Below are 12781 nucleotides of genomic sequence, written 5' to 3' on the forward strand. Positions count from 1 at the left end.
GCCCCCTGCCAGGTGGGAGGATGACAACAGCATCGCGGGAGGGGAGCCCCAAAATGATCGATGAAGACACGAGGCAGCGCGCGCTCGACGAGATGAACATCCTCGACACGCCGCGCGACGAACGCGTGGACCGTATCGCACGGCTGGCCAAGGAGATGTTCGGCGTACCGATGGTGAGCGTCTCGCTGCTCGACCGCGACCGGCAATGGCGCAAGTCCGAGATCGGGCTCGGCGTTTCGGAGGCCCCCCGACAGGACTCCTTCTGCGACTACACCGTGCGCCAGGATCGCACCGTGATCATCGAGGATGCGACCGTCACCGAGTTGTTCGCCGACAACCCGTTCGTGATCGGCGACCCCCACTTGCGTTTCTACGCGGGCCACCCTCTCCATGCCCCGGGTGGCGAGCCGGTCGGCACCCTCTGCGTGCTCGACACCGAGCCGCACCAGTTCACCGACGAGCAGCGCGATTTGCTGCGCGATCTCGCCTTCTGGGTGCAGACCGAGCTGGCCAACGACGCCGAGCTCGACCACGCGGCCGTGATCCAGGGATCCCTGCGACCGCGTACCCACCCGACGCTCCCCGGATACACGATCGCGGGCGGGGCGGCATCACGCGGACGCCTCGCCGGGGACTTCTACGATCTCTCCCTGCAGGACGGCTCGCTGCGGATCACCCTGGCCGACGCGATGGGCAAGGGCATGGGCCCGGCGCTGATCGCCGCGAGCGTGCGCGCCTCGCTGCGCACCGCCCCGGAGCGCTCGATCTCCGCATCGATCGCCGAGGCAGACCGACTGCTCGAAGCCGATTTCGCCGACACCTCGATGTTCGTCACCGCAGTGCACGCCGAACTCGAGCCGGACAGTGGAGAGCTTCAGATCATCGATGCCGGCCACAGTCTGGCCTTCATCCTGCGCGCTGACGGGTCGTGGGAGCATCTGCGCTCGACGAGCCTGCCGCTGGGCATGAGCCTGGGCCCCGCGATGACCGAGATCAGGGAGCCCCGGGCGACCCGGCTCGGCCCGGGCGACGCGTTCGTGTGCTGCAGCGACGGCCTGCTCGACGTGCTCGACCCCGACGACCCGTACGCGCACGTCTATCGAGTGCTGACGACGCTCGGCCCCGATGGCGCGATCGCCGAGGCATTGCGTCTGGCGGCGGGCGACACCGCCACCGACGACGTCACGGTAGTGGTGGTGCGGAGGGACCCATGACCACGCGGTTCGTCGCCATCCGCGTCATCGCGCTGCTCTCGGTCCTGCTGGGCGTCAACTACGTCACGTGGCGCTGGCTGGAGTCGGTGAACTGGTCGGCGTGGTGGATCGCGGTGCCTCTGGTGATCGCCGAGACCTACAGCCTCATCGACACCTTCCTGTTCTGCATGACGATGTGGAAGGCCAAGGAGCGCCCCGCACCGGTGTCGCCACCGCAGGGCACCGTCGACGTCTTCATCGCGACCTACAACGAGCCGATCGACCTCGTGATGACCACAGCGCGCGCGGCCCGTCAGATCGCCTACCCGCACACGACGTGGATCCTCGACGACGGCGCTCGTCCCGAGCTCGCCGAGGCGGCCCGCGACGCCGGAGTGGGCTACCTCACACGCTCGGACGACTGGGTCGGCAAACCCCGCCATGCCAAGGCCGGCAACCTCAACAGCGCCCTGTTCGAGACCGACGGCGAGTTCCTGCTGATCCTCGACGCCGACCAGATCCCCGATCCCCTCATCCTGCACAGGACGCTCGGATACTTCGCCGACGACCCCGATGTCTCCGTCGTGCAGACGCCGCAGTGGTTCATGAACGTCGATGAGGCCGATCCGCTCGGCGCGCAGGCTCCGCTCTTCTACGGACCGATCCAGCAGGGCAAGGACGGTTGGAACGCCGCGTTCTTCTGCGGCTCGAACGCCGTGCTGCGCCGCGAGGCGCTCATGCAGCTGGGCATCATCGGGTACGTGCGCGAGGTCACCGACAGCGCGGCGCGCGCGCTCCGAGCGTCCGAAGAACTGATCGCCAAGGAGCTGCGCACCGCATCCGACCCGGATCTGCACCGCGAACTCTTCGCCATCGAGGTCGCGATCCGCAACGGACGCCGTGACCTCGCCTCGGGCGCCCCGGTGGCCGATGTCGCCGCGGCGGTTCGCGCCGCCGTCGACAACGCCTCCGTCATCCTCGTCGCCAAGGACCTCGCCGGAATCCGTGCCGACCTCGCCGAACTGGGCAGCCTGCCGATCCAGCACGACGCGGAGCTCGACGCCATCGTCGTCGACGAGGCCGGTCTCGCCACACTGGCGGCATCCGATCTCTCGCCGATCACGGCCATCGACGCGGTGAGAGGTCTGCTCGACGCCCTGCGTCTCGACCGGGGCGAGGAAGCGCAGCCGATCCTCCCGCTCGCGACCATCTCGGTGACGGAGGACATGGCGACCGCGATGCAGCTGCACTCGCTCGGCTGGCGCAGCGTCTACCACCACGAGATCCTCGCGAAGGGACTCGCTCCTGAAGACCTGCGCACCATGCTCACCCAGCGTCTGCGGTGGGCGCAGGGCACCCTGCAGGTGATGCTGCGCGACAATCCGCTCGCCAAGCGCGGCCTCTCGATCGGGCAGCGGTTGATGTACTTCGCGACGATGTGGAGCTACCTGTCCGGCTTCGCCGCCGTCGTGTATCTCACCGCTCCCGTGGTCTACCTCGTCTTCGGCGTGCTGCCGGTCACGGCCTGGTCGGTGGACTTCTTCGTGCGATTCCTCCCCTACTTCCTCGTCAATCAGATACTCTTCCTGGTGGTCGCGAAGGGGATCAGAACCTGGCGGGGGCAGCAGTACTCACTGGCTCTCTTCCCGGTGTGGATACGAGCATGCTGGACGGCATTCGCGAACGTCGTGTTCGGGCGGCCGCTGTCGTTCGCGGTCACCCGCAAGGACGGTCGCGACCCGCGCGGTGTGCCGTGGCGAGAGATCTGGCCCCAGCTCACCGCGATGGTCGTGCTCAGCATCGCGCTCGTGATCGGCGTGGCGCGCGTGATCGTCGGCACCGGCGACGGCACCGGCACCCTCGTCAACACCGTGTGGGTTCTGTACGACCTCGTCGTGCTCAGCGTCATCATCCAAGCCGCCCGCTACCGCGGACCGGCCAGAATCCTCGAGGAGGAAGCCCATCATGGACATCAGCACTGACATACGGGACGGATACGCCGTGGTCGCGCTCTCCGGGCGCCTCACGGCGACCGGAGCGCCGCTGCTGCGGTCAGCCGTGACCGACCTCGTGGCTGCGGGCGATTCACGCATCGTGATCGACATGGCGGCGCTGCAGTTCGTGGACTCGTCGGGCCTGGGCGCCCTGGTCGGTGCTCTGAAGAGCGCCCGTGTCGCCGGCGGGGATCTGCGCATCGCCGCCGTGCCCGAAGCGGTGCAGACCGTGCTGCATCTCACCAACCTCGACCGCGTCCTGCGCGATCACCCCACGCCGGAATCGGCGTTCGATGGGCAGTGAACCGGGCACGAAGCGAGTGATCGGACCGGCCACGCCGGCCCTCGTCGACGACGTTCTCGACCGCCTCGATGCGCTCTGGTCGGAATCGCCCCATGTGGCCTCCGACGACCGCACCCTGTTCACGCTCGCGGTCAGCGAGGTGGTCACGAACATCGTGCAGCATGCGGACTCCTTCCCGAACGCGGAGATCACCGTCGACATCGCGCTGCGGGTGACGGCCGACGAACTGCGCGCCACGGTCATCGACACCGCCCACCCCGCGACCATCGACTGGGAGAACATCTCGATGCCCGACCAGGACAGCGAGAGCGGCCGCGGCCTCGCCATCGCCACCGCCGCGCTCGACGACTTCGAGCACACCGGCGGCGGTGCGGGCAACACCTGGGTGCTGCGTCGTCGACTCGGCTGAACGCGGGTCGCCTCGGAGTCGCTGCCAGCCGGCTTCCGTAGACTCGCCGGATGGCGCGATCCACGCGACAGGCAGGGAAGGGGCGGAGTAGACGGTGAGGGCACGATCGGTGTTCGGCGTGCTGCGCCTGGTCACAGCCTCCGTGTGCACCGTAGCCCTGGTGCACCGTCTCTTCTGGGGACTCAGCTCGCGGACCATCGCGGGCGACAACTTCTTCGCCTACCTGACGGTGCAGTCGAACTGCGCTCTCGTGGGCGTGCTGCTGATCGGAACCGTCCTCGCCTTCGTCCGCTCCGCGGACCCACGGTGGTTCACCGTCGCCCTCGCACTCGTCCTCACCTGGACCATCACTGCGGGCCTGGCCTTCGCCCTGATCGTCTGGCAGGCGGGCCTGCGCGGCATCCGCGTCGACGTGCCGTGGTCCGATCAGGTGCTGCACTTCTGGCTGCCGGCCTGCACCGCCCTGGCCTGGGTGCTGACTCCCGGACACCGCGGAGTGCCGTGGTGGGTCGTCCCCACCGCGCTGGCGTTCCCCCTGGCATGGGGCGGAGTCACCCTGTGGCGGGGGCCGTCCGTCGGCTGGTATCCCTACTACTTCCTCGACCCGCGGCAGGTGTCGGGACCCATGGAGTTCCTCATCACGAGCGGCATCGCGCTGGCCATCTTCGCGCTCGTCGCGACCGTGATCGTGCTCGTGAGCCGGATGCAGTGGCGTCGACGATCCGACCGGACGCGGTGAGCGGTCAGTCCGCGCGATCGACGGAGAACGCCTACCCCTCGGCGGCGCGGAACGGGGCGAGCGACGCGACCGCCGCTGCGAGAGCCTTCTGATCGTCGAGTTCGGCGAACTCTCCGGCGGCTTCTCCTCCGACGATCCCGACCAGGATGTTCTCTCCGGTCGTCGGAGCGAGATCGATCCAGGTGCGGATCAACGCGTCTCCCCCGACGATGTGCCAGACAGACGGCTCGGACGTCGCGGCATCCTCGGCGCCGGCCTCGGCGCTCTCTTCAGGTTCCGGCTGCGGCTCCGACGCGCTCCGTTCCGGCGCGGCGGCGAACAGCGGCTCGTCGAAACGCATCCAGACGGTCTCGATGCGCCCCATTCCGAGCTCGGCGATCGCTCCTCGGTGGCTGAACGGCAGCGCCGGAGCGAACTGCAGGCCCTCGCTCTGCAGCACTCCGAGCGGCACGGTGATCAGCACGCGGTCGAACGACAGCGACTCCCCTGAGGCGATGCCCAGGCTGACCCCGGCCTCGTCGTAGGCGACGCGGCTCACGGGAGACGACAGGCTCAGTCGTGCGCCCTCGAGCATCCCTTCGATGACCGGAGTCAGGTCGCCGAGCGCCGCGGTCACGTCATCGGGCGGCAGCGGCGGGGGGAACCAGGTCGAGACGTCGGCGGCGTCGGCGCCGGACCACGCAGCCATCGACGCGAGCAGGGCCGCGAGTCCGGGCTCGGTCGGGTCGGCGCCCGCGGCCGTCAGCGCCTCCTCGAGCGACGTGTCGGTCAGTCCCTGCTGCGCGGTGGCGATCGCGGCCTGCACCGGCTCCGTCGTCACCGGAGCGACCTCGCCCTCACTCGAGCGCCAGAGCGCTCCCGAGATCGCGGCCGTGCGCACGTCGAGCCTGTCGAGGTCTTCGCGCAGGGCACCGTCGGATGCTCCGAGCAGCCAGCCGCCCAGCTGCGCGGGGATGGGCCAGTTCTGGTCGTCGACGACGGAATGGACTCGTCCGCCGATGCGGTCGCGCGCCTCGAAGACCGTGACCTCGAGGCCGTCGGCGACCAGACGCGCCGCGGCGACGGCGCCGGCGAGCCCGGCCCCCACGATCGCGACCCGTTCTCCGTCATCGGCCGCGCGGCGCAGCAGCTCGGCCGCGCGTTCTCCCGAACGCAGAGCGGCTGCCATGGTGCCGGGCGCCTCGGCGTCGGTCGCCTCACCCGAGATGAAGAGACGGTCGTCGACCGGCTCGGCCAGAGCGTCGCGCGCGGCGGCCTGGATGCCGACGGGCGTGAAGCTCGCTGCCCCGAGGGAGAAGGGATCGTTCGTCCACGAGCTGCGCGCGAAGGCAGCCGGCACGATGCTGTCGACGGTGGGTTTCGGGGTCGGCGAGCGATCGGGCGTGGGTGTGGGCGCCGGCTCGGGCGTGCAGGAGGCCAGCAGGACTCCCAGGACACCGGCTCCGGCGCCGATCAGCAGTGTGCGACGCGTCATCCTCATCGTGTCGCAACGATACCGCGCGAAGGTGGACGTGCGGGGCGGCGACCCATCCTGCACCGAGGCCGATCTGCCGGTCGCCGTCCACACGTGCGCGAGACGGCGCTGTGCCGCGCTGCGCGGGGCGACGCAACACTGCCATTCTGGCGCGACGTTCACAGGATGGAGTCATGACGATGAACGATCCCCAGATCTGGACGCTGATAGGCGTCTTCGGGGCCGCGCTGCTCGGTGGCTTCACCCTGGTGACCACGCACTTCGGCAAGGTGGTGCGATCTGAGATCGGCCGTGTCGAGGGAACGCTGTCCGGCAAGATCGAGGCGCTCGACGGAAGACTCAGCGGCAAGATCGAGGGACTCGACCACCGCCTCACGGGCAAGATCGAGTCACTCGACCACCGCCTCACCGGTCAGATCGAGACACTCGATCACCGTCTCACGGGGCAGATCCACGAACTCGACCTGAAGCTGACGGGCCGCATCGACACTCTCGACAAAGAGGTCTCGGACATCGCGACCCGGTTCTTCGGCGCCTCGTAGCAGGCGGAGACATCGTCCCGAGAGCGTCAGCCCCGGCTGCCACCCGGGCGCCAGAGCACGACCTCGGCGGATCGCCGGAGTCGACGCCCACCGGGCACCGGGATGACGCCCGCCGAACCGGCGGCGAAGACCCGCGCACCGGGCCGATTCTCTCGCTCGGTACGCAGTGCGGCGTCGAGTTCTGCGACCTGTCGCCGCAGCATCCGGTTCTCGTCTTCGAGGTGGAGCAGACGCGCGATCGCCGGAAGACCCATGCCGGCCGCCGAGAGCTCGGCGACCTCGCGCAGCTGTTCGATGTTGCGGGTCGAGTATCGCCGCGAACCGCCGGAGGTGCGCCCGGGGACGACCAGACCGATGCGGTCGTACTGACGCAGCGTCTGCGGGTGCATGCCCGCGAGCTGCGCCGCGACGGCGATCGCGAACACCGGGGTGTCGGAGTCCATATGCTGCTCAGCCATACCCTCCACCTCCAGTGTTCGCGGTCGTCGTCATCGTCACCGTCGCGCTTTCGCCATCAGGTCGGCGCGCGGGTTCTCTGCGGGCTCGAGGGACTGGAACTTCTCCAGCGCCTCACGTGCGGCATCGTCGAGGTGCGCAGGCACCGCGAGCTGCAACTCGGCGAGCAGGTCGCCGGTCCCCTTCGAGGTGTGGACTCCTCGCCCCTTCACGCGCAGGACGCGACCGGAGGGCGTGCCGGGCGCGACACGGAGCTTGACCGTGTCGCCCCCGAGAGTCGGCACCTCGATGGTCGCTCCGAGCGCGGCCTCGGTGAAGGTCACCGGTACGACCACGCGCAGGTTCAGTCCCTCTCGGGTGAACACCGGATGCGGTCGCACGGCGATCTGCACCACGACGTCACCGTTCTCCCCGCCGTCGGGCGAGGGGCGGCCTCGTCCACGGAGCTTGATCTTCTGTCCGTCGGCGACGCCGGCGGGGATCTTCACCTTGAACGGCTTGCCGTCGTCGCCCTGCAGCGTGATGGTCTCACCCTGCACCGCGGTGGCGAAGTCGAGGGTCGTGCGCGCCGTGACGTCAGCCCCCTTCTGAGGGCCTCCGAAGCCGCGGAACCCGCCGGAGGTCTGCCCGAATCGACCGGAGCCGAACGAGCCGCCCTGACCTTGATTGAACATCGCGAAGATGTCCTCGAAGTCAGCGGACTGCTGCTGCCCGCGCCCCTGCTGCCCGAACCGGCTGAAGACGTCTTCGAAGCCGCCGGCGCCCGAGCCGCCCGCCGTGAAGCGTGCGCCCGAGCCCATCGCGCGGATCTCGTCGTACTCCTTGCGCTGTTCTGCATCCGAGAGCACCGAGTACGCCTCGCTGATCTCCTTGAACTTCGCCTCCGCCTTCTCATCACCCTGATTGGAGTCGGGGTGATACTTGCGAGCGAGCTTGCGGTACGTCTTCTTGAGATCGGCGTCGCTGACGTCCTTCGAGACCCCGAGGGTCTTGTAGAAGTCCTTGTCGAACCAGTCCTGGCTAGCCATCCATCACCTACTCTGCAGGTACGGCGACGACGACCTTCGCAGGACGCAGCTCGACGTCACCGAGGCGGTAGCCCACCTCGACGACCTCGAGCACCGTGGTCTTGTCGGCGCCCGGGGTGGGCTGCTGGAAGATCGCCTCGTGGCGCTGCGGGTCGAATTCCTCGCCCTTCTCGCCGTACGAGACGACGCCGAGCCGCTCCACGACCGCTCGCACCTTGCCGGCGATCACGGCGAAGGGCGTGCCCTCGACGAGGTCGCCGTGCTGAGCTGCGCGATCGAGGTCGTCGAGCACGGGGATGAGGCCCTTGGCGGCCTCGCCCTTCGCCCGCTCGATCTCGACCTGACGCTGCTCCTCGGTGCGGCGGCGGTAGTTGGCGTACTCGGCCTGGAGGCGCTTGAGGTCGTTGAGCAGCGTCGACTCCAGGTCGGCGAGCACGGCATCCTCTGCCGCGGCCTCGCCGGTCTGGGTCGCGCCGAGGATGTCGTCGACCGTCAGGTCGTCGGGTGCACCGTCGACCGGCGTCTCGTCGGATCCTTCCGCGGCTGCGGCCTCGCGCGAGTCGGGGTTCTGCGGCGAAGGGCCGGTGCCTTGAGCATCCGACCCCTCGCTGCGAACCTCGTCGTCACCGTCGAAGTTCTTGTCCGTCATGATTACTTCTTCTCATCCTCGTCGTCGACGACCTCGGCGTCGATGACGTCCTCGTCGGAGGAGCCGCCATCGGCCGGAGCCTCGCCCGCAGCGTCGGCGCTCGGAGCACCCTCGGCCTGGGACTGTGCGTAGATGGCCTCGCCGATCTTGCCCTGCGACTGGTTCAGCTTGTCGAACGCGGTCTTCACGGCCTCGTCGTCGTCGCCGGCCAGAGCCGTCTTGAGAGCGTCGACGTCGGCCTTGACCTCGGTCTTCACGTCCTCGGGCAGCTTGTCGTCGTTCTCGGTGATCAGCTTGTCGATCGAGTACGCAAGCGTCTCGGCCTGGTTGCGGACCTCGGCGGCCTCGCGGCGAGCCTTGTCCTCGGCGGCGTGCTCTTCGGCCTCGCGCACCATGCGCTCGATGTCCTCCTTCGACAGCGAGGAGCCGCCGGAGATGACGATCGACTTCTCGGTGCCCGTGCCCTTGTCCTTGGCGGACACGTGCACGATGCCGTTGGCGTCGATGTCGAACGTGACCTCGATCTGCGGGATGCCACGGGGAGCCGGGGCGATTCCGGTGAGCTCGAAGGTGCCGAGCGGCTTGTTGTCACGCGTGAAGTCGCGCTCGCCCTGGAAGACCTGGATCGCGACGGACGGCTGGTTGTCGTCTGCCGTGGTGAAGGTCTCGCTGCGCTTGGTCGGGATGGCCGTGTTGCGCTCGATGAGCTTGGTCATCATGCCGCCCTTGGTCTCGATGCCGAGGCTGAGCGGGGTGACGTCGATGAGCAGCACGTCCTTGCGCTCACCCTTGAGGACGCCGGCCTGGAGGGCTGCGCCCACCGCCACGACCTCATCGGGGTTGACGCCCTTGTTGGCCTCCTTGCCGGTCTCGCGCTTGACGAGCTCGGCGACTGCGGGCATACGGGTCGATCCACCCACGAGCACGATGTGATCGATGTCGGCGACCTTGATGCCGGCTTCGCGGATGACGTCCTCGAACGGCTTCTTGGTGCGGTCGAGCAGGTCCTTCGTGAGGTCCTCGAACTTCGCGCGGGTGATGGTCTCGCTCAGCGACACCGGACCCGACTCCGTCAGCGACAGGTACGGGAGGTTGATGCTGGTCGAGGTCGAGGAGGAGAGCTCCTTCTTGGCCTGCTCGGCAGCCTCCTTGAGACGCTGCAGGGCGATCTTGTCGCCGGAGACGTCGACGCCCGTGGTCTCCTTGAACTGCTTGATCAGGTAGTCGACCAGACGCTGGTCCCAGTCGTCGCCGCCGAGGCGGTTGTCACCCGCGGTCGCGCGGACCTGGATCGTGGAGAAGTCGTCGTCCTTGCCCACCTCGAGCAGCGAGACGTCGAAGGTTCCGCCACCGAGGTCGAAGACGAGGATGAGCTCGTCCTCCTTGCCCTTGTCGAGGCCGTAGGCCAAGGCCGCGGCGGTGGGCTCGTTGATGATGCGCAGCACGTTGAGGCCCGCGATCTCTCCGGCCTCCTTGGTGGCCTGACGCTCGGCGTCGTTGAAGTAGGCGGGGACCGTGATGACCGCGTCGGTCACGGTGTCGCCCAGGTAGGACTCGGCGTCCCGCTTGAGCTTCTGGAGGATGCGCGCGGAGATCTCCTGCGGCGTCCACTTCTTTCCGTCGACCTCGAACGTCCAGTCGGTGCCGATGTGGCGCTTGACGGATGCGATGGTGCGGTCGACGTTCGTGACGGCCTGGCGCTTCGCGGTCTCGCCGACGAGCACCTCGCCGTCCTTCGTGAATGCGACGACCGAGGGGGTGGTGCGGAAGCCCTCGGCGTTGGCGATGACCTTCGGCTCGCCGCCCTCGAGGACGCTGACGACGGAGTTCGTCGTACCGAGGTCGATTCCAACAGCACGTGCCATGTGATTCTCCTTAGTTGCTGAGGTTGATGTGGGTCTGAAAATCCGGGGCGATCAGGGAAACCTGAGTCGCGATGACTCAACTGTACTCCGACCTCCGCATGCTGTCAAACAAAGTTGATATTAAGCGGCTCAACTTTGCATCGCGGCATGCGCGCCCACCGGTAAGGCGACCCTCAGTCGCGGCGTGGCAGACTGGGCTCAGCGGATGACTGCTCGCCCGACGAGCGTCCGCAGGCGGCGTCGCCCCGATCGGCGCTTCCGCGTCGAGCGCACGGCCGATGCCGCTCTTCTCTCCGAGGGGTGCGCATGACTGACACAGATGCCTACGACGTGCTCGTGATCGGCGGTGGACCCGCAGGGCTCTCGGCCGCGCTGAATCTGGGCCGATCGCTCATGCGGGTGCTGGTGGTCGACGCCGATCGTCCACGCAATGCCGCCACCCTGAACTCGCACGGCTTCCTCACGCGCGACGGTGTGCCCCCGCACGAGCTGCGTCGGATCGCCCGCGACGAGCTCGCGGCGTATCCGAACATCGAGGTGCGCACGCGCGTTCGTGTTCTCGAACTCTCCCGACAGGAGGTCGGGTTCACCGCGTCGATCGGACGCAGGGAGCCGATGCAGACCGCGACCGCACGGTCAGTGCTGCTCGCGACCGGTCTGCGCGAGACGCTCCCCGAGGTGCCGAACCTCCGCGGGTTCTACGGCATCAGCCTCTTCAGCTGCGCGGCGTGCGACGCCTGGGAGATGCGCGGCCGTCGGCTGGCCCTGATCGGCGAGACACCCGACATCGCCGATCGCGCCCGACTGATCTCGCGATGGACCGACGATCTGACGGTCTTCACCCTCGGCGCGGACGTCGTCACGGCTGCGGACGAGGCCGAGCTCGCCGCCTCGGGTGTCGCCGTGCTGCGGCAGCCGATCGCCGAGCTCGTGGGCGACCGCGGGCGCATCGAGGCGATCCGCCTGATCGACGGCACCGCGGTCGAGGTGGAGGGCGGTTTCGTGCGCCCCGAGTGGGAGACCGATCTGTCGTTCCTGCGGGGGTTCGCTCCGTCGATCGACGCGGACGGACACCTCGTGACCGATCGCTCCGGGCGCACCGACGTGCCCGGCCTCTACGCCGCAGGAGATGCGGCGATCCCCGGTCCGCAGCAGCTGATCGTCGCGGCCGGTGCGGGCGCACGCGTCGCATCGGTCATGGTGCAGGATGCCGTCGGCATCGCGACGGCGCACTGACCCGAGTCTCTCGCGGAGCCGCGGAGTGCCGCGCACGAGCGATCGCGGTCACTTGCCTCCGGGCGGACCGACGAGCAGCAGGATCACGTACAGCGCCACGATGCCCCCGGCGAGCAGGACGGCCAGCACCCACGGGCGACGCAGGAACCAGCGCATGAGCCGGTCGTACCAGCGGCGGTCGCGCGGGTCGGCGGTCTGCTCCAGCCGCCAGTCGCCGGCGAGCCGACCGGTGCGCTGCAGCCAGATCTCCACCGGGATCGTCGCGTAGGGGACGACCGCGCTCGCGACGGCGAGGACGGCGACCCCGAAGTGCCAGCGCTGAGAGAGAGCGACGAGCACGGCTGTCGCGGCGTACGCGAGGAACACGAAACCGTGGATGCCACCGCCCACGGTGACGACGACTCCCGGCACACCTGCAGCACGGGCGATGATCGCCGAGATGAGGATGGTCCAGGTGATCGCCTCCGCGATCGCGAGGGCTCGGAACAGGCGGCCGGGTGTGCGGAACACGGGACTCCTCGGGTGGGGGTCCGTTCAGCGTATCCGGAATAGCTATGAGTCCCCGGGCGTTGCCGAAGGCATGGTGACCGTCGACTCCGCCGCCCTCGGGCAGGTGCTGGACTCGGTCGACCTCCGCGTGGGCGTCGCCCGCCGGGTCGCGCTCCCCTCCCTCGGACTGCTGCCCCTCCCGGCGGGCCAGGCGACCCTGGTCTACGTGGCGAGCGGTGCGCTGACCGGTCATCCGCCGCTCACAGCCGGATGCCGACTCGACGTCGACCGCACCGCGCACATCGTCGCGGTCGACGACCGCCCGCTGCGCGCGAGCCTCGTCTCGGGCGATGCGTTCCTCACGCTCGGACGGTCGCCGATCGCCCTCGAGGCCGAGGCCGAG

13 protein-coding genes and 1 pseudogene are annotated in these 12781 nt (G+C 68.8%); 8 read left to right on the forward strand and 6 right to left on the reverse strand.

What is annotated here, in order from left to right; translation table 11 throughout:
- The first annotated feature begins 53 nt into the window (after positions 1 to 53).
- From RWO82_RS07895 to RWO82_RS07915, 5 genes are all read left to right on the forward strand, one after another.
- On the forward strand, positions 54 to 1214 hold the full coding sequence (locus RWO82_RS07895; protein WP_314425408.1) for a GAF domain-containing SpoIIE family protein phosphatase: 1161 nt from the start codon (positions 54 to 56) through the stop codon (positions 1212 to 1214).
- On the forward strand, positions 1211 to 3175 hold the full coding sequence (locus tag RWO82_RS07900; RefSeq protein WP_314425410.1) for a glycosyltransferase family 2 protein: 1965 nt from the start codon (positions 1211 to 1213) through the stop codon (positions 3173 to 3175). The genes RWO82_RS07895 and RWO82_RS07900 overlap by 4 nt, the downstream gene beginning before the upstream one ends.
- Positions 3159 to 3491, forward strand: a complete 333-nt coding sequence (locus RWO82_RS07905) for an STAS domain-containing protein (RefSeq protein WP_314425412.1) — start codon at positions 3159 to 3161, stop codon at positions 3489 to 3491. The genes RWO82_RS07900 and RWO82_RS07905 overlap by 17 nt, the downstream gene beginning before the upstream one ends.
- On the forward strand, positions 3481 to 3900 hold the full coding sequence (locus RWO82_RS07910; protein WP_314425414.1) for an ATP-binding protein: 420 nt from the start codon (positions 3481 to 3483) through the stop codon (positions 3898 to 3900). Before RWO82_RS07905 ends, RWO82_RS07910 begins: the two co-directional genes overlap by 11 nt.
- A 94-nt stretch (positions 3901 to 3994) precedes the next feature.
- Positions 3995 to 4639, forward strand: a complete 645-nt coding sequence (locus RWO82_RS07915) for a Pr6Pr family membrane protein (RefSeq protein ID WP_314425417.1) — start codon at positions 3995 to 3997, stop codon at positions 4637 to 4639.
- 31 nt (positions 4640 to 4670) lie between these two features.
- On the opposite strand, the gene RWO82_RS07920 is transcribed toward RWO82_RS07915, so the two are convergent.
- Positions 4671 to 6113: an FAD-dependent oxidoreductase gene (locus RWO82_RS07920; RefSeq protein WP_314425420.1), complete on the reverse strand. Its 1443-nt coding sequence runs from the start codon at positions 6111 to 6113 to the stop codon at positions 4671 to 4673.
- 173 nt (positions 6114 to 6286) lie between these two features.
- Between RWO82_RS07920 and RWO82_RS07925 the strand changes: the two genes are divergently transcribed.
- Entirely contained in the window at positions 6287 to 6655 is a 369-nt protein-coding gene (locus tag RWO82_RS07925; RefSeq protein ID WP_314425423.1) for a hypothetical protein, read from the forward strand.
- 26 nt (positions 6656 to 6681) lie between these two features.
- Here the strand turns inward: RWO82_RS07925 and RWO82_RS07930 are convergent, their stop codons facing one another.
- From RWO82_RS07930 to dnaK, 4 genes are read right to left on the reverse strand one after another with little or no spacing between them, the layout of a single operon-like run.
- A complete protein-coding gene (locus RWO82_RS07930; protein WP_314425426.1) occupies positions 6682 to 7113 on the reverse strand; it encodes a heat shock protein transcriptional repressor HspR in 432 nt (143 codons plus the stop codon).
- A 36-nt stretch (positions 7114 to 7149) separates the two neighbouring features.
- Complete coding sequence (locus RWO82_RS07935; protein ID WP_314425428.1) at positions 7150 to 8139, reverse strand: DnaJ C-terminal domain-containing protein; 990 nt, start codon at positions 8137 to 8139, stop codon at positions 7150 to 7152.
- Positions 8140 to 8146: 7 nt separating this feature from the next.
- A complete protein-coding gene (locus RWO82_RS07940) occupies positions 8147 to 8788 on the reverse strand; it encodes a nucleotide exchange factor GrpE (RefSeq protein ID WP_314425431.1) in 642 nt (213 codons plus the stop codon).
- A gap of 2 nt (positions 8789 to 8790) precedes the next feature.
- Positions 8791 to 10653, reverse strand: a complete 1863-nt coding sequence (gene dnaK / locus RWO82_RS07945; RefSeq protein ID WP_314425434.1) for a molecular chaperone DnaK — start codon at positions 10651 to 10653, stop codon at positions 8791 to 8793.
- A 306-nt stretch (positions 10654 to 10959) separates the two neighbouring features.
- Here dnaK and RWO82_RS07950 point away from each other — a divergent pair, with 306 nt between their 5' ends.
- Positions 10960 to 11889: an NAD(P)/FAD-dependent oxidoreductase gene (locus RWO82_RS07950; protein WP_314425436.1), complete on the forward strand. Its 930-nt coding sequence runs from the start codon at positions 10960 to 10962 to the stop codon at positions 11887 to 11889.
- Between the two features lie 48 nt (positions 11890 to 11937).
- On the opposite strand, the gene RWO82_RS07955 is transcribed toward RWO82_RS07950, so the two are convergent.
- On the reverse strand, positions 11938 to 12399 hold the full coding sequence (locus RWO82_RS07955; RefSeq protein ID WP_314425438.1) for a DUF3817 domain-containing protein: 462 nt from the start codon (positions 12397 to 12399) through the stop codon (positions 11938 to 11940).
- Between the two features lie 70 nt (positions 12400 to 12469).
- Here RWO82_RS07955 and RWO82_RS07960 point away from each other — a divergent pair.
- A pseudogene (locus tag RWO82_RS07960) lies at positions 12470 to 12781 on the forward strand (AraC family transcriptional regulator); the annotation flags it as partial.

The organism is uncultured Microbacterium sp. (assembly GCF_963521645.1).
In the GTDB taxonomy this organism is placed as follows: domain Bacteria; phylum Actinomycetota; class Actinomycetes; order Actinomycetales; family Microbacteriaceae; genus Microbacterium.